Annotated in this window: 29 protein-coding genes; 28 read left to right on the forward strand and 1 reads right to left on the reverse strand. The window is 44.7% G+C overall.

All coding sequences use genetic code 11. From position 1 onward, the window contains the following. The first annotated feature begins 31 nt into the window (after positions 1-31). From OKC24_RS08690 to pyrF, 28 genes are all read left to right on the forward strand, one after another. On the forward strand, positions 32-1,045 hold the full coding sequence (locus tag OKC24_RS08690) for an aminoglycoside phosphotransferase family protein (protein WP_265464975.1): 1,014 nt from the start codon (positions 32-34) through the stop codon (positions 1,043-1,045). Then, a complete protein-coding gene (murU, locus tag OKC24_RS08695; protein WP_130145925.1) occupies positions 1,045-1,734 on the forward strand; it encodes an N-acetylmuramate alpha-1-phosphate uridylyltransferase MurU in 690 nt (229 codons plus the stop codon). The genes OKC24_RS08690 and murU overlap by 1 nt, the downstream gene beginning before the upstream one ends. A gap of 83 nt (positions 1,735-1,817) precedes the next feature. Next, a complete protein-coding gene (rsmG, locus tag OKC24_RS08700; protein ID WP_130145927.1) occupies positions 1,818-2,450 on the forward strand; it encodes a 16S rRNA (guanine(527)-N(7))-methyltransferase RsmG in 633 nt (210 codons plus the stop codon). A gap of 25 nt (positions 2,451-2,475) precedes the next feature. Next, positions 2,476-3,258, forward strand: a complete 783-nt coding sequence (locus OKC24_RS08705; RefSeq protein ID WP_130145929.1) for a ParA family protein — start codon at positions 2,476-2,478, stop codon at positions 3,256-3,258. Continuing rightward, positions 3,255-4,142 (forward strand): ParB/RepB/Spo0J family partition protein, encoded by an 888-nt coding sequence (locus tag OKC24_RS08710; RefSeq protein ID WP_131277670.1) that lies wholly within the window; start codon positions 3,255-3,257, stop codon positions 4,140-4,142. Before OKC24_RS08705 ends, OKC24_RS08710 begins: the two co-directional genes overlap by 4 nt. Positions 4,143-4,173: 31 nt before the next feature. After that, positions 4,174-4,815, forward strand: a complete 642-nt coding sequence (locus OKC24_RS08715) for a MotA/TolQ/ExbB proton channel family protein (RefSeq protein ID WP_131277668.1) — start codon at positions 4,174-4,176, stop codon at positions 4,813-4,815. Positions 4,816-4,824: 9 nt separating this feature from the next. Then, positions 4,825-5,247 carry an ExbD/TolR family protein gene (locus tag OKC24_RS08720; RefSeq protein WP_005009001.1) on the forward strand — a complete coding sequence of 141 codons (423 nt, stop codon included), beginning with the start codon at positions 4,825-4,827 and terminating at the stop codon, positions 5,245-5,247. Beyond that, the gene (msbA, locus tag OKC24_RS08725; RefSeq protein WP_130145933.1) at positions 5,247-6,974 is read left to right on the forward strand and encodes a lipid A export permease/ATP-binding protein MsbA; all 1,728 of its coding nucleotides are present in this window, start codon (positions 5,247-5,249) and stop codon (positions 6,972-6,974) included. The genes OKC24_RS08720 and msbA overlap by 1 nt, the downstream gene beginning before the upstream one ends. Beyond that, a complete protein-coding gene (lpxK, locus tag OKC24_RS08730) occupies positions 6,975-7,991 on the forward strand; it encodes a tetraacyldisaccharide 4'-kinase (RefSeq protein ID WP_130145935.1) in 1,017 nt (338 codons plus the stop codon). Next, a complete protein-coding gene (kdsB, locus tag OKC24_RS08735; RefSeq protein WP_130145937.1) occupies positions 7,991-8,752 on the forward strand; it encodes a 3-deoxy-manno-octulosonate cytidylyltransferase in 762 nt (253 codons plus the stop codon). The genes lpxK and kdsB overlap by 1 nt, the downstream gene beginning before the upstream one ends. Positions 8,753-8,769: 17 nt before the next feature. Further along, positions 8,770-9,753 (forward strand): DNA polymerase III delta subunit-related protein, encoded by a 984-nt coding sequence (locus OKC24_RS08740; protein WP_130145939.1) that lies wholly within the window; start codon positions 8,770-8,772, stop codon positions 9,751-9,753. Between the two features lie 17 nt (positions 9,754-9,770). Next, positions 9,771-10,112: a PilZ domain-containing protein gene (locus OKC24_RS08745; RefSeq protein ID WP_130145941.1), complete on the forward strand. Its 342-nt coding sequence runs from the start codon at positions 9,771-9,773 to the stop codon at positions 10,110-10,112. Between the two features lie 31 nt (positions 10,113-10,143). Then, positions 10,144-10,917, forward strand: coding sequence for a TatD family hydrolase (locus tag OKC24_RS08750; RefSeq protein WP_131277664.1), 774 nt, complete (start codon positions 10,144-10,146; stop codon positions 10,915-10,917). Positions 10,918-10,961: 44 nt separating this feature from the next. Then, a complete protein-coding gene (locus tag OKC24_RS08755; protein WP_005009016.1) occupies positions 10,962-11,576 on the forward strand; it encodes a TetR/AcrR family transcriptional regulator in 615 nt (204 codons plus the stop codon). 9 nt (positions 11,577-11,585) lie between these two features. Beyond that, the gene (locus tag OKC24_RS08760; RefSeq protein WP_130145945.1) at positions 11,586-12,134 is read left to right on the forward strand and encodes a pilus assembly FimT family protein; all 549 of its coding nucleotides are present in this window, start codon (positions 11,586-11,588) and stop codon (positions 12,132-12,134) included. Further along, positions 12,124-12,564 (forward strand): type II secretion system minor pseudopilin GspI, encoded by a 441-nt coding sequence (gspI, locus tag OKC24_RS08765; protein ID WP_131277662.1) that lies wholly within the window; start codon positions 12,124-12,126, stop codon positions 12,562-12,564. Before OKC24_RS08760 ends, gspI begins: the two co-directional genes overlap by 11 nt. Further along, the gene (locus OKC24_RS08770; protein ID WP_130145949.1) at positions 12,564-13,286 is read left to right on the forward strand and encodes a type II secretion system protein GspJ; all 723 of its coding nucleotides are present in this window, start codon (positions 12,564-12,566) and stop codon (positions 13,284-13,286) included. Before gspI ends, OKC24_RS08770 begins: the two co-directional genes overlap by 1 nt. Continuing rightward, entirely contained in the window at positions 13,283-14,260 is a 978-nt protein-coding gene (gspK, locus tag OKC24_RS08775; RefSeq protein ID WP_130145951.1) for a type II secretion system minor pseudopilin GspK, read from the forward strand. Before OKC24_RS08770 ends, gspK begins: the two co-directional genes overlap by 4 nt. A 121-nt stretch (positions 14,261-14,381) precedes the next feature. Beyond that, positions 14,382-14,978 carry a 6-pyruvoyl trahydropterin synthase family protein gene (locus OKC24_RS08780; protein ID WP_130145953.1) on the forward strand — a complete coding sequence of 199 codons (597 nt, stop codon included), beginning with the start codon at positions 14,382-14,384 and terminating at the stop codon, positions 14,976-14,978. 45 nt (positions 14,979-15,023) lie between these two features. Next, the gene (gene ung, locus OKC24_RS08785) at positions 15,024-15,737 is read left to right on the forward strand and encodes a uracil-DNA glycosylase (protein ID WP_130145955.1); all 714 of its coding nucleotides are present in this window, start codon (positions 15,024-15,026) and stop codon (positions 15,735-15,737) included. Next, on the forward strand, positions 15,734-16,858 hold the full coding sequence (locus OKC24_RS08790; RefSeq protein WP_130145957.1) for an enoyl-CoA hydratase/isomerase family protein: 1,125 nt from the start codon (positions 15,734-15,736) through the stop codon (positions 16,856-16,858). The genes ung and OKC24_RS08790 overlap by 4 nt, the downstream gene beginning before the upstream one ends. 7 nt (positions 16,859-16,865) lie before the next feature. Next, on the forward strand, positions 16,866-17,390 hold the full coding sequence (gene tadA, locus OKC24_RS08795; RefSeq protein ID WP_130145959.1) for a tRNA adenosine(34) deaminase TadA: 525 nt from the start codon (positions 16,866-16,868) through the stop codon (positions 17,388-17,390). Between the two features lie 55 nt (positions 17,391-17,445). Then, complete coding sequence (locus tag OKC24_RS08800; protein WP_130145961.1) at positions 17,446-17,880, forward strand: SRPBCC family protein; 435 nt, start codon at positions 17,446-17,448, stop codon at positions 17,878-17,880. A gap of 14 nt (positions 17,881-17,894) precedes the next feature. Continuing rightward, entirely contained in the window at positions 17,895-18,578 is a 684-nt protein-coding gene (gene cmk / locus OKC24_RS08805; RefSeq protein WP_131277660.1) for a (d)CMP kinase, read from the forward strand. A gap of 108 nt (positions 18,579-18,686) precedes the next feature. Continuing rightward, entirely contained in the window at positions 18,687-20,363 is a 1,677-nt protein-coding gene (rpsA, locus tag OKC24_RS08810) for a 30S ribosomal protein S1 (protein WP_005009040.1), read from the forward strand. A gap of 163 nt (positions 20,364-20,526) precedes the next feature. After that, positions 20,527-20,829, forward strand: a complete 303-nt coding sequence (locus OKC24_RS08815; RefSeq protein WP_005009041.1) for an integration host factor subunit beta — start codon at positions 20,527-20,529, stop codon at positions 20,827-20,829. A 24-nt stretch (positions 20,830-20,853) separates the two neighbouring features. Further along, a complete protein-coding gene (locus tag OKC24_RS08820; protein ID WP_005009043.1) occupies positions 20,854-21,219 on the forward strand; it encodes a lipopolysaccharide assembly protein LapA domain-containing protein in 366 nt (121 codons plus the stop codon). Between the two features lie 224 nt (positions 21,220-21,443). Then, entirely contained in the window at positions 21,444-22,124 is a 681-nt protein-coding gene (gene pyrF, locus OKC24_RS08825) for an orotidine-5'-phosphate decarboxylase (protein WP_005009045.1), read from the forward strand. A 372-nt stretch (positions 22,125-22,496) separates the two neighbouring features. Here the strand turns inward: pyrF and OKC24_RS08830 are convergent, their stop codons facing one another. Beyond that, positions 22,497-23,405, reverse strand: a complete 909-nt coding sequence (locus OKC24_RS08830) for a LysO family transporter (RefSeq protein WP_130145965.1) — start codon at positions 23,403-23,405, stop codon at positions 22,497-22,499. Positions 23,406-23,414: the final 9 nt, after the last annotated feature.

Below are 23,414 nucleotides of genomic sequence, written 5' to 3' on the forward strand. Positions count from 1 at the left end.
AAAACTCAGCCTGTATTAGAATTTATTGCAAATGAATACACAACGTGAACAATCGATACAATCATGGATTGCGTCTGTACTTGGTTCAGATCAATTTGAAACTCATTTTTTAGCAGGCGATGCAAGCTTCCGTCGTTATGCACGAATCAAATTGAATAATAAAACATTTATGCTCATGGATGCACCACCAGAAAAAGAAGATTGTGTGCCTTTTGTGACGATTGACGAATTTTTTGATGCCCATGGCATGCGCGTGCCGCATATCGTGGCCAAAGATTTAGAGCAAGGCTTTCTTTTGCTGGAAGATTTTGGCGATGTTTTGCTCTCTGTGCTGTTAACTGATGAAACTGTAGACGGCTACTATGCGCAAAGTTTTGCGCAGTTGATTCAATTGCAGTCAATTGATGGGCTAAAGCATTTTCCTGAATATTCCTATGAAAAGCTGATGTCTGAAATGGCGCTGCTGACCGACTGGATGCTGCCATCATTGCAGATCAAGCCATCGGATGAGGAAAACGCTTTAATTAAGCGTACTTTTGCCATCCTTGCGAATGCGGCATTGGCGCAGCCGCAGGTGATAGTGCACCGTGACTTCCACAGCCGCAATTTAATGGTGCTGGCAGATGAAAAAGAGCAGGGTGTCATCGATTTTCAGGATGCTGTGATTGGCGCAGATACTTATGACCTGATTTCCATTACCCGTGACGCCTATGTGCAATGGAATCCTGAACGTGTCTACAGCTGGTTCCAGACGTTCTATAATTTGATGCCTGCATCTGCCAAAGAAGGCCGTGATTTTGAGCAGTTCAAAAAAGATGCAGACTTTATGGCGATTCAGCGCCATATTAAAATTTTAGGCATTTTTGTTCGTCTGTTTGAGCGTGACGGCAAGTCGGGCTATTTGAAAGATTTGCCGCGCGTGATGTGGTATCTGCTGGAAGAAAGCAAGCCGTATGCAGAATTACAACCGTTTATGCAGTTTATCCAAGCTAAAGTATTGCCAAAATTTGAAGCCAAATATGGCGCTTACGAGGTTGCAGTATAATGAAAGCGATGATTTTAGCGGCGGGGCTGGGCAATCGCATGCGTCCGCTAACATTGTATAAACCGAAGCCTTTATTGGAAGTGGGCGGCAAGCCGCTGATTATCTGGCATATCGAAAAGCTGAAAGACATTGGCGTGACTGAAATTGTGATTAATTCGGCTTGGCTGGCGGATGTGCTGATTGGCGCATTAGGCGATGGCTCTCAGTTTGGCGTGAATATCCGCTGGACGCGTGAAGCGGAAGGCTTGGAAACGGCTGGCGGCATTATTAATGCATTGCCGCTGCTGGGAACTGAGCCTTTTATTTTGGTCAATGGCGATGTATGGACAACGTTTGATTTCGCCTCGCTGCTGGATGTGCGGCTGGAGCAGGATCTAGCGCACTTGGTTTTTGTTAAGAATCCGCCGCAGCATGAAAAAGGCGATTTCATCTTATCTGCGGGGCGCGCTTATACCTTCGATCAAGAGCACGCGGGCGAGCCTTTAACTTATAGCGGCGTCGCCGTGATTCATCCAAAAATGTTTGACGGGCTGGAACAGGGCAAGCGTCCATTGGCGCCGCTTTTAAAGCAAGGCATGCTGGATGGGAAAATTTCAGCGGAAAAAATGCAGGCTGCCTGGGTGGATGTTGGCACTCCTGAGCGATTAAGTGCGCTGGATCTCCAGATTCGTGAAGGGATGTATGCTTAAGTGCATATTCGCTAAACACATCCTGCTGTGACAGGCAGGATAAATCGGTATACTTCCATCTAAATTTTTCGAGACGTTATTGTATGCACACGTTTTTTAAAGAACTTAAGCAAGGCAGTCAAGCGTTAGGTTTAGAACTCAGTGATGAGGTTTTAAATTTATTGCTCAAGTATCAAGATGCTTTGGTGCTGTGGAATAAAGCCTATAATTTGACAGCCATTCGTGATCCGAAAGAAATGCTGGTAAAGCACCTTTTGGACAGCTTGAGTATTTTAAAAGACTTGCCGCCAGGCCGTCTTTTAGATATTGGCACAGGCGGCGGCATGCCAGGCATGATCATTGCGCTATGCCAGCCGGAACGCCAATGTGTTTTGCTGGATTCGAACGGCAAAAAGATCCGGTTTTTGAAGCAGTTTATTGCTGACTTAAAATTAGAAAATGTTGTTGCTGTGCAAACGCGTGTCGAAAATGAAGACAGCATTAATGAGCTGGGCAAGTTTGATGTAATTACCAGCCGCGCTTTCGCCTCTTTGACGGACTTTATCAACGCATCCATTCCATTTATGCATGATCAGAGCATTATTGCATCAATGAAAGGGCTGATTCCAAGTGAAGAAGTTGATGCATTTAAAGATCAATTCAGCTGCGATATTATCGAGCTGAGCGTTCCGCGCTTAGATGAACAGCGTCATTTGCTTTTGTTGAAACGTATTTAATTATTTCTAAGGATTGGGGTTTACCATGGCACAAATTATTGCGATTGCGAACCAGAAAGGTGGTGTCGGTAAAACTACAACCGCAGTAAATTTGGCTGCATCTTTAGCAGTGCTGAAAAAACGCGTGTTGCTTGTGGATATGGATTCACAAGGCAATGCCACGATGGGTTCAGGCATTCAGAAGAATGAGCTGCTGTACTCCGTCACAGATGTACTATTGGGCGAGATGCCGATTGAAACAGCCATTACCCGTGCGGAAGTTGGCTATAAAGTTTTAGGCGCCAACCGCGAATTGGCGGGCGTTGAATTGGCGATTGCAGAGCAGGAAGGCCGCGAGTTCATTATGCGTGAAGCGCTGCAGCAGATTGAAGATAAGTTTGACTATATTATTGTGGACTGCGCGCCGAGCTTAAGCTTGATTACAGTCAATGCCTTGGCTGCTGTAGACAGTGTGCTGATTCCAATGCAATGCGAGTATTATGCGCTGGAAGGCTTGGCGGATTTAACCCAAACCATTGACCGCATTCAGCAAGCACTGAATCCTGATTTGCAGATTATGGGCGTGCTGAGGACGATGTTTGATGCGCGCAATGCGTTAACGCGCGATGTGTCTTCAGAGCTTGAACAATACTTTGGCAAAAAATTGTACGACACCGTCATTCCGCGCAATGTGCGGCTGGCGGAAGCGCCTGCGCATGGCTTGCCGGTGATTTATTTTGAAAAAAGTTCAAAGGGTGCAGTTGCCTATCTAAATTTAGCGGCTGAGATGTTAAAAAAAAGCAAGGGAAAGAAAGGAAGTAACGCATGACCACAAAAAAACGCGGATTAGCAAAAGGCCGTGGTTTGGATGCCTTACTTGGTTCCATCCAAAAAGAAAAATTACAATTGGAAGCGCAAGCCTTAGATCATGGTCAGCTGAAGCAAATTGATGTGCATTTACTGCAACGCGGTGAATATCAGCCGCGCCGCTTTATTCATGAGCAAGATTTACAGGAATTGGCGGCATCGATTGAAAAGCATGGCGTGATGCAGCCCATTGTCATCCGCCCAATCGATGATGAAAAGCATCCCTATGAAATCATTGCCGGTGAACGCCGCTGGCGCGCTGCGCAATTGGCGGGCTTAACCGAAGTTCCAGCCATAGTCCGCGATTTGAGCGATCAGGTCGCCATTGCATTGGCGTTGATTGAAAATATTCAGCGTCAAGATCTGAATCCAATAGATCAGGCGATGGCGCTGCAACGCTTTCATGAAGAGTTTGGCTTAAGCCATCAGGAAATTGCCGATACCGTTGGAAAAGCGCGCACCACCATCAGCAACTTATTGCGCTTATTATCCCTGGCTGAGCCAGTTAAAGATTTTATGCAGCAAAGTTTGCTGGATATGGGGCATGCCCGGGCAATTTTGACGCTCAAAGCAAAAGATCAGCTGAAAGTTGCTGAGCATGTCATCGAAAAAAGCCTGTCAGTGCGTCAAACAGAACAGCTGGTGCGTGATTTGAATGCGCCCAAGCAAACTAAAGAAAAACAAGCAGTATCTGCAGATATTCAGCAATTGTCACAGCGCCTGTCTGACCGTTTCGGTGCAGATGTCAAAATAGACCATAATAAGCAAGGCAAAGGTAAATTGGTGATTAATTACCATTCTTTGGAAGAGCTGGATGGTATTTTAAATATTTGCTTAGCTGATTAATTTTAAATTTCGATTTATTGGGGAAAATCAAATGTGGGAATTAGTCAAAGCTGGCGGGTGGCTTATGCTGCCGCTGGTTTTATGTTCAATCTTTACCATCGCGATTTCAATTGAGCGCTTTATCCGCTTGAAAAAAGCGATGGTGCTGCCAGCCGCTTTGCTGATGAATCAAAATCAAACAGCAGAGCAGGTTGTAGAAAAGCTGAAGCAAGATCAAAACTTGCAGCGCAGTACTTTGGGGCGTGTTTTCGCCGCAGGTTACCGCAGTAAAAATCAGCCTGGGCAGTTTGCCCGTGCGCAAATGGAAGTCACAGCATCGCAAGAGATTGGCTATTTGGAAAAGAATATCAATTTCTTAGGTACGCTCAGTGCAGCCGCGCCGCTGCTGGGTCTGCTGGGTACGGTTATGGGCATTATCGAATCATTTCTAATGATTGATGTCGGGACGAACAGCGATCCGGTATTGATGATGCCGGGTATTTCTAAAGCGCTGATTACAACAGCTGCAGGGATGTTTATTGCGATTCCAGCCCTGTTTGCTCACCGCTATTTTCAGCGTTTGGTGCAAGAGTATGTTGCAGAATTGGAACAGCAGGCGACACTGTTTCATGCTGCGCTGTATTACCAAAACAAGACTGATGAAGCATTACAAGATTTGCAAAAAGCAAGCTGAGGCGGTCGAATGAAATTTAAGCGCAGGCAGGTTGAAGATATACATATTAACTTAACGCCAATGATCGACTGCTTATTGTTTATCTTGGTGTTTTTGCTTCTTTCGACCACTTTTAGCCAAATGAGCCGAATGAACCTGACACTGCCGGATGCACAAGGTGTGCCGCCAAAGCAGTTTGATCAGAAAATAGAGGTTGTTGTCGATTCTTCTGGGCATTATTCTGTAAATGGCCAGTCGCTTTCCAGTAAAGAGGCATCCGATTTAAATACGGCAATTAAACAGATTTCCAATGATCGCCGTGATTTAATGTTTATTATTGCCGCTGATGCGAAAGCAACCCATCAGGATGTGATCCGTGTTATGGATGTAGCAGGCCAGCTGGGCTTTGTGAATGTAAATATCAGTACGAAAGTACCGACTCGAGGTTATTAGTGAAGCACGATGTAAAAGTTTATCTGCGCCTGCTGGGTTATTTAAAACCTTTTTGGGGCTTGGCGATATTTGTTGTAATTGGTTTTGCAATCAATGCGGCAACAGAAGTATCCGTCGCTAAGCTGCTTGAAAAGATTATTAATGCGATTCAGCACCGTGATCAGGGTTTTACATCGTTATTTCCTATATTGGTTATCCTCTTAATGTTCTTCCGCGGGCTGGGAACATTTATTGGCGGTTACTATACAGCGGTGATTTCACGGAATTTAATTTTTAATATCCGTCAAGAAGTCTTTGCAAAGCTGATGCGCCTGCCTTCTCAATATTATCTGGATAATTCCAGCGGCCATATCACCGCGAAGATTATGTACAACGTTGAGCAGCTGACAGCGGCCTCGACCGAATCACTGCGGACCATTGTTCAGCAGGGTTTAATTACCTGTGGTTTGGTGGGTTATCTGATTTACAGCAATTGGCGCTTAACTTTAATTATTCTGATTTTTGCGCCTTTGATTGGTTTGCTGATTCGCAAAGCGTCTAAGCGCATGCGCAAGCTGTCGAGCCAAGTACAGGACACCATGGGGGATGTCAACCATGTGGTGCAGGAAACTGTCAATGGCAATGTCGTCGTTAAGGGTTTTTCGGGACAGGATTATGAGCAAAAGCGCTTCTATGACAGTTCAATGGAAAATTTGCGCCGCGGCATGAAAATGGTGGTGGTGCAGCAGCTGAATAGCCCGATCGTGCAGCTGATTATGTCGATCCCTTTGGCAATTGTCATGTACATCGCGCTGCGTCCTGAAATTATGCAGGATACTTCAGCAGGGCAGTTTGTCGCATATATTACGGCTGCAGGCATGCTGAGCAAGCCGATTAAAGCCTTGACCGATGTGAATGAAAAGATTCAGCGCGGCATGGCAGCAGCGCATTCCGTGTTTGAGCTGCTGGATATGCCTGAAGAGCGAAATTCAGGGGCATTGACGCCTGTGCTGAAAGGCAATATTGAATTTAAGGCTGTCAATCTGGTTTATGCGGATGGCTATCACGCATTGCATGATTTTAATTTGATTGTGAATGCGGGCGAAACCGTGGCATTGGTTGGACGTTCCGGCGCAGGCAAAACTTCTTTGGTGAATTTGCTGCTGCGCTATCAGGACATCAGCAGCGGCCAGCTGACACTGGATAATATCGATATTTATGATATTGAAATCAATAATCTGCGTCAGCAAATTTCTATGGTGAACCAGCAGGTTGTGCTGTTTAACCGAACGGTCCGCGAAAATATTGCTTACGGTCAGCTGGAAAATGCCACTGATGAACAGATTATAGCGGCGGCTAAATCTGCTTATGCGCATGAATTTATTATGAATCTTCCTCTGGGTTATGATACGCCGCTGGGTGCGCAAGGGCTGAATTTGTCGGGCGGCCAGCGCCAGCGCATCGCTATTGCGCGGGCAATTTTAAAAGATGCGCCAATTTTAATTTTGGATGAAGCCACCAGTGCGCTGGATAATGAATCTGAATACTATATTCAGCAGGCTTTTGATGCGGCAATGCGAAATCGCACTACGGTTGTAATTGCGCACCGTTTGTCAACAATTGAAAATGCAGACCGCATTGTGGTGATGGATAAAGGCAGAATCGTGGAGCAGGGCTCGCATGCGGAGCTGATGGAAAATCGCGGCGCCTATTATCAGCTGCATCAGCGCAATTTTGAGGAACAGTAAATGTCTGCGGCGCAATTAATTCAAAATGCTTGGAATAATCAGGCTAAGTGGTTAATTGTGCTTCGTCCATTATCATGGCTGTACCGCGTCGGGTTTATCTTGAATAAAAGCCTTTATAAGGCTGGTTTAAAGCAAAGCTATACCGCCCCTGTGCCGGTCATGGTAATAGGCAATATCACCGTGGGCGGCAGCGGTAAAACGCCGCTGCTGATTCATCTGGTCAGATATCTGCAGAACCGCAATGTGCGTGTGGGAGTGATCAGCCGGGGCTACGGCGGCAAAGGCCCATTTCCAGCTTACGTTGGCTTGGATTCGGATGCAGACACTGCAGGCGATGAGCCTGTGCTGATTGTTCAATCCACAGGCGTGCCTATGGCCGTTGGGCCAAATCGGCAAAAAAGTATAGAGCTGCTGCTGTCTAAGCATGCTTTGGATTTAATCATCTGCGATGACGGCTTGCAGCATTGGGCGCTTGAGCGTCAGCTGGAATGGATCGTGCTGGACAATAACCGGGGCTTAGGCAATGAAAAAATACTGCCTGAAGGGTATTTGCGTGAACCGAAAACCCGCCTGCAAGGCAGTACGGTGATTGAGCATGCCGCGCAGCCGAAGATGCCATTAAATATGCATCTGACTGCGTCGGCGCCGTATTTGCTGAATGAAGGCATAATCAAAAACTTTGATGCAAACTCGGATTTTTATGCCGTTGCGGGCATCGGCTTTCCACAGCGGTTTTACAATACATTAGAAAAAATGGGGATTCAGCATTTTCAATGTCATGAATTTCCAGATCATTTTGAATACGAAATTGAAGATTTGCAGTTTGAAGACAGCAATCCGATTATTACCACAGAAAAAGATGCGGTAAAAATTTTACCGCTGCTCAAGAAGAATCCAGACTTTCAGCGTGAAATTTGGGTTGTACCTGTCGATGCAGTGCTGTCATCAGCATGTTATGAAACATTGCATCAGCAGCTGAAACAGTTGGGCATCCAATTTGATGAAGGCTTAAATTGATGAAACATATTGTTATTCCAGCACGTTTTTCCAGTTCCCGTTTGCCAGGTAAGCCTTTGCTGGCAATTCATGGACGCCCGATGATTTTGCGTGTCGTCGATCAGGCGAAGAAAGTGCAGGGTTTTGATGATCTTTGTGTCGCAACGGATGATGAGCGTATTGCTGAGGTTTGCCGTGCAGAAGGCGTTGATGTTGTTTTGACATCGTCTGACCATCCATCAGGCACAGACCGCTTAAGCGAAGTTGCCCGGATTAAAGGCTGGGATGCTGACGACATTATTGTCAATGTACAGGGTGATGAACCTTTACTGCCTTCATTATTGGTGAAACAGGTCGCCCAATTGCTTGAGGATCAGCCAGCTTCATCGATGTCGACTTTATGTGAGCCAATACATAGCTTAGATGAGTTTTTGCGTGACAGCATTGTCAAAGTGGTGATGTCTAAGCACAATCAAGCGTTGTATTTTAGCCGCGCAACCATTCCTTATGACCGCGATGGCGTCAAGTTAACGGAGCGTAAGCTGCATGATCAGGCGTACCGTCATCTCGGCTTATATGCCTACCGCGTGAAGCTTCTGCAGGAATATGTCACCTGGGATATGGGGCTGTTGGAAAAGCTGGAAAGTTTGGAACAGTTGCGTGTTTTAGAAAATGGCCATCAAATTGCCATTGCGGTGGCGGAAGCGAATTTGCCGCCGGGCGTAGATACGCAGGCTGATTTAGACCGGTTGAATCAAATGGATGTTTCTAACTTCGAATAAAAGGGCGGCTTCCATCCATGGCAAATGAAATTAAAGCGCAAGTTTACCCTTGGCAGCAAACGGTCTGGGATACACTGACCGGCCGTTTCCCTAAATTGGGCCATGGCTTGCTGTTTTATGGCAAAAAAGGCTGCGGCAAGCATGCATTTGCGCACTACTTTTTGGCCTGGGTGCTGTGTTTAAACCGTCATGAAAAAAATCAGCCTTGCGGCGTCTGCGGCAGCTGTCTGTGGCTGAAGTCAGATACGCATCCGAATTATGTGCATATCACGACAGATGAAGACAATAAAAAGCAGAATGCTAAAATAAAAATTGAGAAAATCCGCGATTTGCTGCCTTTTGTACAGCAAACGGTTGATGGCTGGCGTGTGGTGGTGATTGAGCCTGCAGAAGCATTAAATACCGCTTCTGCCAATGCGCTGCTGAAGACGCTGGAAGAACCGGGTGACCGCACTGTCATTATTCTGTTGGCGGATCATTATTTGAAATTGCCTGCAACCATCCGCAGCCGCCTGCAGCACTTTGCTTTAGACCGGATCAGCGCTGAGCAAGCAGAAGCCTATTTGCATCACAATTTGCCGGATAATAATTTGCAAATGCATCAGCTGCTGATGAACCTGTCGAATCAAATGCCGCTTCAGGCGGTAGAATTGGCGCAAAGTGAATGGCTTAATTTGCGGCAGGATTTTGTGAATGACTGGCTTAAACTGGCGCGGCAGAAAAATATGCCGGTGGCGATTGCGACCAAGTGGAATAAAGCGCTGAATTTTAGTGATTTCAGTCAAATGTTTGAATACTTGTTGTCTGATTTGATTTGTGTCAAGCTAAATCAGGCAATAAAAAATATTGATTTGAATTTTAATGATCTGCCGGATCAGTATGATTTAGAATCATTATTTGGCATTTATGCCGAGCTGCAGCAGTCCAAAAAGTTTATCGAACAAAACGTACAAACTAACTTAGTTCTGGATCAGCTGTGCATTAAATTGATGAATCTTTAAAAATAAGGGGAACGACAATGCAGCCACGTATGGGCGGAATTATTCAAGCGAACATTCCAGATGTGGAAACATTATTTGCCAGCTATATGCCCTATGTGGTCGGCGGCGGCCTTTTCATTCCTTCTAAGCAGGCGGTAAAAATGGGGGATGAAGTCTTTGTGCTGACGACTCTGCCTGAACAATCTCAAAAAGTTCCTTTGACAGGTAAAGTCATTTGGATTTCTCAAAAGCAAAATGGCATTAAACCTCAAGGCTTTGGCATTCAGCTTGCCGGCGAAAAAGGCATTTATTTCAAATCTGAAGCAGAACGCATACTGACAGGGCTTAAAACTGAAAGCCGCAGAAGTTACACTATGTAGAGTTACACCTTACTCAGCATAGGTACTTATTGTGTTTACAGATACTCATTGTCATTTAACATTGCTTGATCTAGCGCCTTATGGCGGCGATTTGGATCTAGCGCTGGAACAGGCTCGCAAAGCGGGTGTCTCTCGGTTTATGAGTATCTCAGTGGATTTGGATGATCATATCCAGCTGGCGACGATCGCTGCCCGCCATGCAGATGTGGGATATTCTGTTGGAGTGCACCCTTGTGAAGATCCTGCCACTATGGCGCGGGCAACGACTGATTATTTGGTGGAGCTGGCGCAGCCTGAAAAAGTTTGGGCTTTAGGTGAAACGGGGCTGGACTATTTTCACAGCACGGATTTTATTCAAGAGCAGAAAGAATGTTTTGCCCGCCATATTCATGCTTCGCAGACTGTCAAAAAGCCTGTCGTTGTGCATACCCGCGCAGCAAAGCAGGATACGGTAGATATTATCCGCGCGGAAAAATCGACCCACGGCATTTTGCACTGCTTTACGGAAGATTGGGAAACTGCAAAAGCCGTGCTGGATTGCGGCTATTACATTTCTTTTTCAGGCATTGTGTCCTTTAAAAATGCGCAAGACTTGCGTGATGTTGCCAAGCAGGTGCCGCTGGACCGTGTGTTGATTGAAACGGACAGCCCTTATTTGGCGCCCATGCCTTATAGAGGAAAGTCTAATGAACCAAAATATGTTCCCTATGTAGCCAAAGCCTTAAGTGATGTATATGATAAGTCACTAGAAGAGATGGCTTTAATCACAAAGCAAAACTTTGAAAACCTTCTCAATTTAAAGTGAATCATTTGAATTGATATAAGCGCAGAAGAGAGTATAGGGTGAAGATGGATCGTCAGGCTCAGTTTCGAGCACGAGAAGCGTTAATTTTTCAAGTTGCAGAGCAGCTTCTTTTGGAAAATGGTGAATCTGGAATGACGCTGGATGCACTAGCTGCAGAGCTGGATCTGGCTAAAGGAACTCTCTATAAGCATTTTCAGAGTAAAGATGAGCTGTATATGCTGCTGATCATCCGCAATGAACGCATGCTGCTGGAAATGATTAAAGATACCGACAAGCAGTTTCCTGAGCACTTGGCTTTCTTCATGCTGCATCATTTGCATCATCCGGAGCGTACAGTGCTGTTTCACCAAATTGAAGAACGCCTTGCGACAACGGGTGTGGGCATACAGATGCTGTTCAGCGAGCTGTATCAAGTGCGCAAGCACCGGCTGCGTTTGATTATCCGCATGACAGAAAGCTATTTGGAATCTATTCACAGTTCGATGTCGGTACGTGACTATTTGGCTTCGATCTGGTCGCTGACGCATGGCGCTGCGGCTATTTTAAACTCGAGTTTTTATCAGCGCTATCTGGGGTCGCGGGATACCCTAAGAGTGGCTTATATCGATCAAGCTTTGGCATTGCCTAAGCAGATCAGCGCCGCGGCACAATTTGCTTAAAGGCATGCTATGAATACTCAGCCATCATCAATGCGGGGCTTCACTTTAGTCGAATTGATGGTGGTTATTGTAATTATGGGCATCATGGCATCATTGGTCATGATGAATATTGGCGGTACAGATCAGCGCAAGGCGATGCAGGCGCGTGAAGTATTTCTTATGGATGTGCAGAAAATTCTGCGTGAATCCAATGATCAGTCCCGAATTTTGGCGCTTAATGTACAAGCGGCAACAGATGTAGCCGATTTTCAATATGATGTAATGGAATATCTGCCCAAGCAGAACACAGAAAGCTTATTGAATCAGAATAATAATTGGCAAAATTACAAAGATTTTTCTATGCGGGTATTGCCTGAGCATGTCACTTTCAGTATTCAGTCTTTAGAACGCCGTTATGAAAATGCCAATAACAGTGAACTCTTGAATCAGAACGCGCCAAAGCTGATTTGGCTGGGCAATGGAGAGGTTAAACCTGTACGCATTCAGTTTTATTTTGAAGAGCGTCCTGTGGGCAATGAAATTGAGATTGACCATCTGGGAAAAATAAATGAAAGCTGAATGTGCAAAGCAAGATTTTTTGACCTGTGCCGCGGTACAGCAGCGCAGTGCGAAAAGCTGTACAGGCTTTACACTGCTGGAAGTGATGGTCGCGCTGGCAATTTTTGCAACTGCGGCTATGGCTTTAACCAATGTCGCAATGCAATACACGCAAGCCACTGCAAATGCTGTTTTAAGAACCAAGGCGCAGTTTGTTGCACTCAATGAAATTGCAAATATGGAAATAAACCGCGATTGGATGACTGGAACATCTTCCAAGCAAGTCACACAGCAGGGAGAAAAGTGGCAAATTGATAAATCTGCACAGGCGACCATCAGCCCTAATGTGCAGCGCATTGATGTGCAAATCAGTTTAATGAATGCAGAAACGAACAAAGTTGAGTCAGGTGTTGCCACTTTGGTGTTCTTTAATCAGAAGGTTAAAACTTGATGCAGCCGAAAAATAAAATAAATCAAACCCTATCTTCAGGTTTTACATTGGTTGAGCTGCTGGTGGCGGTTGCGATTTTTGCAGTGCTGTCTGCATTGGGCTGGAAAGTTTTTGACTACATTGCCAAAGTCAAAGAGCGCAATACAATGCATGAGGTGCAGCTGTCGCAGCTGCAGGAAGCTTATCAGCAGATTTTGCGGGATACTGTACAGGCTGTGCCGCTGACGGCCAATATTAATGGCAATATTCAGCCAGCGCTGGTACTGCAAAATGGCCGTTTGAGTTTTAGTAAAACCGGTGTGACTGATCCTTTAAATCAAGGTATTGCACCTGATGAACGTATTGAATATGCATACCGCGCAGAAGAAAAAAAGCTCTATCGGCTCAAGTACAGCAATTTAAATCAGACAGGGCATGATCAGCCAGATTCCAGTGTGCTTTTGGCAGATGCAGAGCAGTTTGAAATAACCGCGCTGAACCCGAATGAACTCAATAATTGGCCTGATCCATTGGCGGATTTGTCTCAAGTCAGCGCACAGCAGCGTTTTCCTCGGGGCTTGAAAATTAAGCTCAAGGTGAATAATGTGGAATATGAGTGGCTATTTAGCCTGCTGAATACGGATTTTCTTCAGAAAAGTAATGTGGGGCAGGAGAGTGGCAATAGTGGCAGCACTGACGATTCAAGTCACTCAGGCGGTACTCAAGGAGTGTCTGCGCAATGAAGCTCGGCTGCAGAAAGGCATCCAGTCCGCATCAGCAAAGCGGCATTGCCTTATTGACAATTTTGGTCATGGTGGCCTTGGCGACAATTTTGGCGGCCGGCATTGCAAAGCATCAAAGCAATACAGCAGAAGCGACCGCTTATTTAATGCGGCAAAATCAATCGCTGCTGTATGCGAAAAGCGCAGAAGTTTTTTTTGCAGAAATGCTGAAAGATGATGCTGAAAATGCAGGCGATGTCGATTCTCTGCAGGAGAATTGGGCAAAACCGATGCCTGCTTTTCCTGTGGATGATGGCTATGTTTCCGGCGTGCTGGAAGATGAATCCGGTAAGTTCAACTTGAATAGCCTGCTTAAGTCGGATGGCAGTGTGAATGAAAGCGCCAAAAAATGGTTTGAAAAAATATTGGTAAAAGCGGGATTGCCTGCACAGCTCAGTGAAGCAGTGATAGATTGGCAGGATGCTGATGATGAGCAGATTGGCTCCATGGGCGCTGAATTGAATGTTTACCGTGGCATCCCAAATGCTGCGGTGCCGCCGAATGCAAAATTTCACAGCGTTGATGAATTAAAACAAGTCCGCGGCTTTGAGGGTGGCAAATATAAGTTAATAGCTGCCTACATTAGCGCCTTGCCAAGCAATGAAACCAAGGTGAACATCAATACTGCGCCTGCCCTTATATTGGCGAGCATGGATGAGAAGCTGGATGTGCATGCTGTTCAGCAGTTGCTTGATAAGAAAAATGCAGCCTTGGAAAAATTTAATAACACAGCTGAGCTGTGGCAAGCCGAGCCTTTTACATCAGTATCGGCGGAAAATAAGGCGATTGTCGGTGACTTGCTGGGTGTGCAGTCCAATTACTTTACAGCTAAAATAGAAATTGAACTCAGCGGCCGGAAACGCCAATTCAGTTCAGAACTGGTGAGAAAAGATAAAGATGTTTATGTGGCTTACCGGAGCATGGCGCCATTCTAAAATAGGCTTTAAAAGCCTCATGCATTTTACCAATTGCATTGAACTGTAAAATTAATGCTCAAGGTTTTAGTTTTGCTTTATAATCCCGATAAATTCACAAGTTTTAATTGAATTACGGCATATGTTAATTCGTAAGTTATTTAAGTTTGAAAATGCTCATATTGTGCGTAACTGCACTTCAGACCGCTGCAAGCGTTCAATTCACGGGCACAGCTATAAAGTTGAGTTATTGCTTAAAGCTTCGAAATTAGATCATGGTCAAATGGTTTACGATTTTGGACTGTTGAAAGGTGTAATTAAAGACCTTTACGACAGTTTTGATCATGCAATCTGTTTTTGGAAGCAAGACAATGCAGACTATATTGAGGCGTGCAAAAACTTCAGTGCGCGCTGGGTATCTTTGCCTGTATCTCCATCGGCAGAACAGTTTTCAAGAATTTTCTTTTATTTGGCGCAGCAAGTGCTGGCATCGACCGAAACCCAAAATGGCGAAGGTGATGTAGAAGTTTATTCAGTGATTGTGCACGAAACCGATACGGGTTATGCGCAAAGCTTTGCTGAAGACATTGAAAATGAACAAATGGGTCTTTTAAGTTTAGATCAAATTGAATTTTCAGAGCAGGTGAAAGCTGAATGGGCTGATCCTGAAATGTTTGATAAATTAATCCGCGGCATTAAATTTCAAAATCCAAGCGTGGATTTGCAAGTTAAACTTTAATGCAGCATTGCATGATTAAGCTAGAAAAGGAATTAGGTAGCAAGTATGTCTTTATCTGAACAGCAGCAGGCTCAACTGGAAAAGGTGCAGCTTGAGGCGAGTTGGAAATACGGTTTAAGTGATTTTTTGCTTAGCCCGAAAATGGATGAATTAAAAGACTTTCTTGTTCAGGAAAAAAATGCGGAGAAAGTAATTTATCCGCCAAGCGCATTGATATTCAATGCGCTGAATACTACGCCCATGCCGCATGTGAAAGTGGTGATTTTAGGCCAAGACCCTTATCATGGCCCAAATCAAGCGCATGGCTTAAGCTTTTCGGTGCAGAAGGGGGTTGCATTGCCTCCATCTTTACGTAATATTTTTCATGAACTGCATAATGATTTAGGCATTGAAATTCCTAAGCACGGCAACTTAACGCATTGGGCAGAACAAGGTGTTTTGCTGCTGAATGCTGTTTTGACTGTTGAAGCTGGTCAGCCGACGTCGCATCAAAAGCGCGGTTGGGAAGATTTTACTGACTATGTTATTGATGTGCTGAATGAGCAGCGAGAACATATTGTTTTTATCCTTTGGGGCGCATATGCGCAGCGTAAAGGGCAGCGGATTGACTCCAGTAAGCACTTGGTGCTGAAAGCAGCGCATCCATCACCGTTGGCGGCCAACCGAGGCGGTTTTTTTGGCTGCAAGGTGTTCTCAAAATCAAATAATTATCTTAAACAACATGGCATTGAGCCTATAGATTGGCAGCTGGACGCATGACATATTCTCCCATTTCTAAACACTATCATCCGGATTTGATTGTAGAAGAAGCACAAAACGGCTGGCGCATTGTCCGCCTGAACCGTCCTAAATCTTTACATGCTTTGGATGAGTCTATCGCTTCTGCACTTTTGCAAGTATTTCAGGATCTTCATGCAGATGATGCTGTCAAGGCAATTTGGCTGGATTCAACTACACCTAAAGCCTTCTGCGCAGGCGGCGATGTGCGTAAGCTTCGTCAGCTGGTGATTAATGATGAAGTTGAAACAGCCAATAAATTCTTTGAACAGGAATATGCTTTAGACCTTTTATTGCATAATTATGCAAAACCAGTCTTAGTCTGGGGTGAAGGCTATGTGATGGGCGGCGGCCTAGGCTTGTTTATGGCGGCGCCGTTCCGTTTAGTTACGCCATACTCACGCCTTGCCATGCCGGAAATTAATATCGGTCTATACCCAGATGTGGGAGCAACCCGTTTCTTGGCAGACCGCGGCGCTATTGGATTATTCACGGGGCTAACCGGTTCAATCATGACGGCTGCTGGCGCTTACGGCATTGGCTGGGCAACGCATATTTGTGATGCGCAGCGCGACACTGTTTTAGAAAAAGTGATCAATATTGACTGGGAGCATTATCCAGCAGGCGATTTCCGCGCTATTGATGACACCTTAAACAGCATGCACCGTCCAGTAGGCCCAGGCCCGCTGCAAAACTCATTAGATGTTATTCAGAGTGTTTGCCGCGGTTTGCATTTCGAGCATGACTATGAATCGATCATCGGTTTGAGTGATGCGCGCAGCGACTGGCTGCGCCAAGCCAGCGAAAATTTGCAAAAAGGTTCTCCAGCAACTGCGGCGCTGACTTGGCTGCTTTGGCAGTGGGGTAAGAAAGTACATTCATGGAATGAAGTTTTTGAGCTTGAAACCCAAATTTCAGACTGGAAAATCCGCCATCCTGATTTTGTGGAAGGGGTGCGCGCGCGTTTGGTGGATAAAGACCTGTCTCCTGAATGGAAAATGGGCGCAGATTTATCACTGAAAGGTATTTTGGCGGACAATCCCCCAGTCACTAAGATTGAAAGCTGGAATGCGCTGTTAAAGCAATACGGTATTATTGACTGATACATACATGAGTGCAGAAATACAATTTAGTGATGAATACTGGATGCAGCAAGCTTGCGAGCAGGCTGCATCTGCTGCGTTAATCGGAGAAATTCCTGTAGGCGCAATTATTGTCAGCAATCATCAAATCATTGGCGCAGGTTTTAATGCGCCTATCAGTTTAAATGACCCGACAGCGCATGCTGAAATTCAAGCTATCCGTCAGGCTTGCCAATCCCTTCAAAACTACCGCCTGCCTGATGATGCAACACTGTATGTAACATTAGAACCGTGCACAATGTGTGTCGGCGCTTTGGTGCATGCGCGGATTAAGCGTGTGGTTTTTGGCGCGGTAGAGCCAAAAGCAGGTTCGCTGGTCAGTGTGCGCCAGCTGCTGCAAAGCGGTTACTATAATCACGTATTTGAATTTGAACAGGGCTGTCTGCAGGAGCAGTGTTCTGCGCAGCTCAGTGCTTTTTTTAAAATGAGGCGTGAGCAAAGAAAGCAGATGAAATTACTGGAAAAAACGAAAAATACAGATCAGTCTGAATAAATTCAGGTAAAATAAAATGACAATATGAATTGTCAAATAACAAAGGGTTATTTTTATGAACGCGATGCAAGTCAAAAAAGAATTCAATGCACCGGTAGAAAAGGTTTTCGAATTACTGTCTAAACACGCAACTTATAATGTTGCTTTTGCACCCGTGCAGGTGGTGCGGGTAAAAAATTCCGCTGATCCTCAGCGTCCAGACGGAGTGGGCTCAGTGCGCCGTTTAGGCTTAGGGCCGGTAAAACCGATTCAGGAGGAAATTACTGTATTGGTTCCGAATCAGCGCATTGAATATAAGATTATTAAAAATCCGCTGGTGAAGCATCATTTGGGAATTATTGAATTTGAGCCAGCAGCTGAAAATAAAACATTGGTGACATACACCATCGAGTTTCAGGCCAGAGCGCCATTTGTCAGCAAATTAGTGCTTGCACAGCTGAAATCTGCGATTAAACTGGGCTTTTCAAAACTCGCAAAACTGTATAGGTAATGGCGGAAAAGGCAATGACAGTCAAGATTATTACAATTGATGGGCCAAGCGGTTCAGGTAAAGGCACACTGGCGGCAAAACTGGCAGCGCATTATCAATTCCACCTGTTGGATTCGGGCGCGCTGTACCGGTTGCTGGGTTTATCATTGCATAATCAGAATTTGCTGGAAAAGCTGGATTCGGAATTGACAAAATGCGCCGAAATTGCAGCAAATTTAGACATAAAATTTGTTACAACTGAATCGGGCGTTCAAGTCTTGCTGGATGGCCAAGATGTTACGCAGACCATCCGTACAGAGCGTGTTGGCGAGTTCGCGTCAAAAGTGGCTGCAATTCCTGCACTTAGAACGGCATTGCTGGCGCGTCAGCATGCTTTTGCTCAAGCTCCAGGCTTGGTTGCAGACGGCCGGGATATGGCTACATCAATCTTTCCGAATGCCCAAGCCAAGATTTATCTGACCGCTTCTGCGCAGTCACGGGCAGCGCGCCGTGTAAAGCAGTTGCAGGGTATGGGGCTAGATGCTAAAATAAACGACATTTTAGCTAATATTGAAGCTCGGGATAAACGAGATATGGAGCGCGCTGTTGCTCCGCTCAAGCCGGCAGAAGACGCTTATATCATTGATAGCTCAGCATTGAGCATTGATGAGGTGTTCAGTCTGATGACAGCATATATCGACAAGCAATTAGCGAATTAAAGAATTTTACAGCAGAAGCATAGCTTGATCAGTTCTATATGGACTATGTAGACGCTTTATTAAACCGGCCTTGTCTGATCCAAGACCGCTGACTTTATCAGGTATATCATGACCGAATCTTTTGCAGCCCTCTTTGAAGAAAGCGAATTAAACCTCAACGTTGAAAAGGGTGCTGTCATCCAAGGCGTTGTAGTAAGCATTGACTCTGACTGGGTAACAGTTGACACTGGCCTTAAATCAGAAGGTATTGTTGACCGCGCTGAATTCTTAAATGAACAACGTGAACTTGAAGTTCAAGTTGGGGACACTGTAGACGTTGTTGTTGAAGCTCTTGACAACGGTATGGGTCAAACAGTTCTGTCTCGTGAAAAAGCGAAACGCGCTGAAACTTGGACTAAACTTGAAAAAATCTTTGAAGACGGCGAAATCGTTACTGGTGTTATCTCTGGTAAAGTTAAAGGCGGCTTCACTGTTGACATCGGTCCAGTACGTGCGTTCCTTCCAGGTTCTTTAGTTGATACTCGCCCTATTCGTGATACTACTCACTTAGAAGGCAAAGAGTTAGAATTTAAAGTAATCAAGCTTGACGCTAAACGTAACAACGTTGTTGTTTCTCGCCGCGCTGTTATGGAAGCTGAATCTTCAGCTGACCGTGAAGCTCTTCTTGCTCAGCTTGAAGAAGGTCAAACAGTTACTGGTACTATCAAAAACCTTACTGACTACGGCGCATTCGTTGACCTTGGCGGTATTGACGGTCTTCTTCACATCACTGACATGGCTTGGAAACGCATCAAGCACCCTTCAGAAGTTGTTGAAGTGGGTCAAGAAGTTACTGTTAAAGTACTTAAATTTGACAAAGAGCGTAACCGTGTTTCACTAGGCCTTAAACAGCTTGGCGAAGATCCATGGTTAGCGATCATGAACCGTTACCCTAAAGGTTCTATCGTTAAAGCTCGCGTAACTAACTTAACTGACTACGGCTGTTTCGCAGAAATCGCTGAAGGCGTTGAAGGTTTAGTACACGTGTCTGAAATGGACCACACTAACAAAAACATCCACCCGTCTAAAGTAGTTCAGATTGGTGACGAAGTTGATGTTATGGTTCTTGAAGTTGATGAAGAACGCCGCCGTATTTCTCTTGGTATCAAACAAACTCGTGCTAACCCATGGGAAGAGTTTGCTAAAGACCACGACAAAGGCGAAAAAGTTTCTGGTACGATCAAATCTATCACTGACTTCGGTATCTTCATTGGTTTGCCAGGCGGTATTGATGGCCTAGTTCACTTGTCTGATATCTCTTGGAACGAACAAGGCGAAGAAGCTATCCGTCGTTACAAGAAAGGTGACACTGTTGAAGCGGTTATCCTGTCTGTAGACGCTGAAGGCAACCGTATCAGCCTTGGCATCAAGCAATTGAACAACGATCCGTTCAATGACTTCTTGGCTGCTAACGAACGCGGTGCGCTTGTTAAAGGTACTGTAACTGCAGTTGACGCTAAAGGCGCTACTGTTAAGTTAGCTGACGAAGTTGAAGCTTCTTTGAAAGCATCTGAAATCAACCGCGACCGCGTTGAAGATGCAACTAAATTCTTAGAAGTTGGTCAAGAAGTTGAAGCGAAAATCATCAACGTAGACCGCAAGTCACGCTCTATCAACTTGTCTATCAAAGCGAAAGACGAAGCTGAAGAGAAAGAAGCTGTAGCTAACTTGCGTCAAGCGTCTGCTTCTCAAGACAATGGTCCTAAGACTATTGGTGATTTGATCAAAGCTCAAATGAACCACTAAGTAAGTGCTTGAATCGTATTGTTAATGTAAGTTAATTAATACTTTTTACACAATTACTGTAAACGGTAGCGTAGTAAGTCATTATTACGCTACCGTTTTGTATTTAAACAGGTTATTATCAGGAAATAGATTCCGAGTCGCTTGATAATTAAAGAGGTCGCAGATGACTACTGAAGCACTTAATAAGTCAGATTTAATAGAGCGTATTTCTCTTAAAAACCCGCACTTAGCTGAACCGCTGGTTGAAGAAGCTGTTAAGATTATGATTGATCAAATGATCGAAGCTTTATCGACAGATAACCGTATTGAAATTCGCGGCTTTGGCAGTTTTGCCTTGCATCACCGTGAACCGCGTGTAGGCCGTAACCCGAAAACTGGCAAATCAGTTGAAGTTGCAGCGAAAGCAGTACCGCACTTCAAGCCAGGTAAAGCACTCCGTGATGCGGTAAATGAGTCTGCTGTATAATTTTAGATTCTTTCAGGAGTGTTTATGCGTTACGTCTTAGTTATCTTACTGATTGTTCTATTTGGGTATTCACTATTTTTGGTGCTCCAGAACGGGACTGAATTGTCTGTAGATTTACTGTTCACTCAGGTTCCGGCAATGCGTCTAGGGCTTTTGCTTCTGCTTACTTTGGCCTTGGGTATTGTGCTGGGTTTGCTGATAGGTGTTCAGATCTTTCGAGTATTCCAGAACAATTGGGAAATTAAGCGTTTGCGTAAAGATATTGACCGCTTGCGTAAAGAGCAAATTCAAGCTGCGCAAGCGGCTGCTGCGGAAGCTGCGGCATATGCAAGACATGAAAAGACAGTCTTGGATATTCAGCCGGATGAGCAAAAATCAACTCCTTTATAAATTTGATTTTTCTTGAAGCTGAAACAGCTTAAAGAAAATGGTTGCAGCATTTTTGAAATTTTAAGCACTCTGGATGAAAATTCAGGGTGTTTTTTTATGGCATAAAATCTGTGGCTTAAATAAAAGTTTTCACATTTGCATGATCTTGGTAATTGGGACTTTGAGTGAACATGGTTAGCCTCTATAATGTGCTTTCTTTTTTGTCTGTTTAAAAGGGTAGTCTCTTGAGTATCATTGTTGCATTAGATGCTAAAAGCCAATTTGACGCGTTAAAAATGGCAGAGCAGTTAGACCCTGCATTATGCCGAGTAAAAGTTGGTAAAGAGCTGTTTACCCATGAAGGCTCTTCTATTGTTAAAGCTTTACATGGTGAAGGCTTTGAAGTTTTTTTAGATCTAAAATTCCATGATATTCCCAATACTACTGCGCAAGCGGTATGTGCTGCTGCGGATATGGGGGTGTGGATGGTGAATGTCCATGCTTCAGGCGGCCGTAAAATGATGGAAACCTGTGTTGAGCGTTTAAAGGCGGGCAACTATAACACTCAGCTGATTGCAGTAACGGTGTTAACTTCGATGGGCCGTGAAGATTTAGCCGACATTGGTCTGGATATAGAGCCATTTGAACAAGTTAAGCGCTTAGCAAAACTGACTAAAGACAGCGGTTTGGATGGGGTGGTGTGTTCAGCACAAGAAGCAAAAATGCTGCGTGAGGCTTTGGGTTCAGAGTTTGCATTGGTGACACCGGGTATTCGCCCTGAGGGTTCAAGTGCAGATGACCAAAAGCGTATCGTAACGCCAAAACAGGCAATGTTGGATGGTGCAACACACTTGGTGATTGGCCGTCCAATTACCAAATCTGAAAACCCTCGTCAAACTTTAAAAGATATTCTAGCGACACTGTAAGTTGGGTTAATGATAAAAAAGCCTTTCAAATGAGAGGCTTTTTTATGCATTTTGGATTAGCCTTAAAATAGCAAAGCAAGAAAAGATTAAGGGCGGTGACCGCTGTTAAAAATAGTTTAGAATTATAAGTGAATAGAATTTCCATTAAACTGAATCCAATAGAACAAAATAGCAAAAAGAAGAACAGCAGCAAGCCAATTCGGCAGACGGTGCATCTGGATTTGATAGAATTGAAATTGGGTCGCTCATTATGGAAGCTACAGGAGGGCTTGTCAGCAGGATCGAGTTGGATTTTTAATTGCTGTGATACTTTGTTTTACAGGATTTGTCTCCAGAGGAATATGCTCCTCTGGAGAAATTTGAATCAATCAATTAAAGCGCAGCCAGTATGCTGACCACAATGGGCGCTAAAACAGATAATATGAAACCGCTGACCATGGCATGCGGAATAAAGTCATTGCCGCAAGACTGTTTGACCATAGGCAGGGTCACATCCATCGCGGTTGCGCCGGCAGCTGAAATAGCAGAGCGGGGGTAGCGCCAGCCAATCAAATACATAAACAGGATAGAAAAAATTTCTCTGAATAAATCGTTAATGAGTGCAATGCTGCCTAAATGCGCATCTTTCAATTGAGTAATGACAATCCCGGTCATTGAGTAAAAACCGTAGCCTTGCGACAGCATGATTAAATCTTTTAAGCTGATCTCGCTAATGGCAAATGAAACAGCCAGCGCGCCTAAAATTGAGCCAATAATGCAGGCCAGCGGCACCAGCAGGATTTTCCAATTCAGCCATGAGCGGTCTAATGGTGAGTAGGCTAAATCCAAGCCGATTAAGAACATAAAGCCCAGCAGCAGATTCCATGTGCTGATATGCAGGCCTATATTAAGATGGCTGAACAGTTCTGCTGCGCCATAACCGAATGCGAGGGCAAAAAAAGCATAGCTGATATTCAATAGGGAGTTGAGCAGCAGGTCGGCAGAAACTTTGCCTTGCATTGGCTGATAGCCAATGGCTTTGAATAATAAATAGCAGCAGATAAATGCTCCGACCGATGTGGCCAGTGCAATGCTGACAGCTGTGGTTAAAATCTGTGCAGGACTGCTGATGCTTTGTAAAGTCTGTGAAAACTCAATGGCAATGGCAATTAGCAGGAGGTAGGAAAAATAAGGCAGTATTTTGAAGCCAAATTGTTCTAATTTAGTCGGTAAGCGGCGGGCAAGCATGAAGCCTAAAAATAGGCAAAATAGCAGCTGAAAAATCAACCAAAAGGATTGCATAAAAAATCA

Origin of the sequence: Acinetobacter entericus (genome assembly GCF_026168575.1) — a bacterium.
GTDB classification, from domain to species: Bacteria; Pseudomonadota; Gammaproteobacteria; order Pseudomonadales; family Moraxellaceae; genus Acinetobacter; species Acinetobacter bouvetii.

Bases quoted from the DNA above. Each gene is read 5' to 3' on its own strand.
- OKC24_RS08690 (WP_265464975.1), top strand. From the start codon at position 32: ATGAATACACAACGTGAACAATCGATACAATCATGGATTGCGTCTGTA.
- murU (WP_130145925.1), top strand. From the start codon at position 1,045: ATGAAAGCGATGATTTTAGCGGCGGGGCTGGGCAATCGCATGCGTCCG.
- rsmG (WP_130145927.1), top strand. From the start codon at position 1,818: ATGCACACGTTTTTTAAAGAACTTAAGCAAGGCAGTCAAGCGTTAGGT.
- OKC24_RS08705 (WP_130145929.1), top strand. From the start codon at position 2,476: ATGGCACAAATTATTGCGATTGCGAACCAGAAAGGTGGTGTCGGTAAA.
- OKC24_RS08710 (WP_131277670.1), top strand. From the start codon at position 3,255: ATGACCACAAAAAAACGCGGATTAGCAAAAGGCCGTGGTTTGGATGCC.
- OKC24_RS08715 (WP_131277668.1), top strand. From the start codon at position 4,174: ATGTGGGAATTAGTCAAAGCTGGCGGGTGGCTTATGCTGCCGCTGGTT.
- OKC24_RS08720 (WP_005009001.1), top strand. From the start codon at position 4,825: ATGAAATTTAAGCGCAGGCAGGTTGAAGATATACATATTAACTTAACG.
- lpxK (WP_130145935.1), top strand. From the start codon at position 6,975: ATGTCTGCGGCGCAATTAATTCAAAATGCTTGGAATAATCAGGCTAAG.
- kdsB (WP_130145937.1), top strand. From the start codon at position 7,991: ATGAAACATATTGTTATTCCAGCACGTTTTTCCAGTTCCCGTTTGCCA.
- OKC24_RS08740 (WP_130145939.1), top strand. From the start codon at position 8,770: ATGGCAAATGAAATTAAAGCGCAAGTTTACCCTTGGCAGCAAACGGTC.
- OKC24_RS08745 (WP_130145941.1), top strand. From the start codon at position 9,771: ATGCAGCCACGTATGGGCGGAATTATTCAAGCGAACATTCCAGATGTG.
- OKC24_RS08755 (WP_005009016.1), top strand. From the start codon at position 10,962: ATGGATCGTCAGGCTCAGTTTCGAGCACGAGAAGCGTTAATTTTTCAA.
- OKC24_RS08760 (WP_130145945.1), top strand. From the start codon at position 11,586: ATGAATACTCAGCCATCATCAATGCGGGGCTTCACTTTAGTCGAATTG.
- gspI (WP_131277662.1), top strand. From the start codon at position 12,124: ATGAAAGCTGAATGTGCAAAGCAAGATTTTTTGACCTGTGCCGCGGTA.
- OKC24_RS08770 (WP_130145949.1), top strand. From the start codon at position 12,564: ATGCAGCCGAAAAATAAAATAAATCAAACCCTATCTTCAGGTTTTACA.
- gspK (WP_130145951.1), top strand. From the start codon at position 13,283: ATGAAGCTCGGCTGCAGAAAGGCATCCAGTCCGCATCAGCAAAGCGGC.
- OKC24_RS08780 (WP_130145953.1), top strand. From the start codon at position 14,382: ATGTTAATTCGTAAGTTATTTAAGTTTGAAAATGCTCATATTGTGCGT.
- ung (WP_130145955.1), top strand. From the start codon at position 15,024: ATGTCTTTATCTGAACAGCAGCAGGCTCAACTGGAAAAGGTGCAGCTT.
- OKC24_RS08790 (WP_130145957.1), top strand. From the start codon at position 15,734: ATGACATATTCTCCCATTTCTAAACACTATCATCCGGATTTGATTGTA.
- tadA (WP_130145959.1), top strand. From the start codon at position 16,866: ATGAGTGCAGAAATACAATTTAGTGATGAATACTGGATGCAGCAAGCT.
- OKC24_RS08800 (WP_130145961.1), top strand. From the start codon at position 17,446: ATGAACGCGATGCAAGTCAAAAAAGAATTCAATGCACCGGTAGAAAAG.
- cmk (WP_131277660.1), top strand. From the start codon at position 17,895: ATGACAGTCAAGATTATTACAATTGATGGGCCAAGCGGTTCAGGTAAA.
- rpsA (WP_005009040.1), top strand. From the start codon at position 18,687: ATGACCGAATCTTTTGCAGCCCTCTTTGAAGAAAGCGAATTAAACCTC.
- OKC24_RS08815 (WP_005009041.1), top strand. From the start codon at position 20,527: ATGACTACTGAAGCACTTAATAAGTCAGATTTAATAGAGCGTATTTCT.
- OKC24_RS08820 (WP_005009043.1), top strand. From the start codon at position 20,854: ATGCGTTACGTCTTAGTTATCTTACTGATTGTTCTATTTGGGTATTCA.
- OKC24_RS08830 (WP_130145965.1), bottom strand. From the start codon at position 23,405: ATGCAATCCTTTTGGTTGATTTTTCAGCTGCTATTTTGCCTATTTTTA.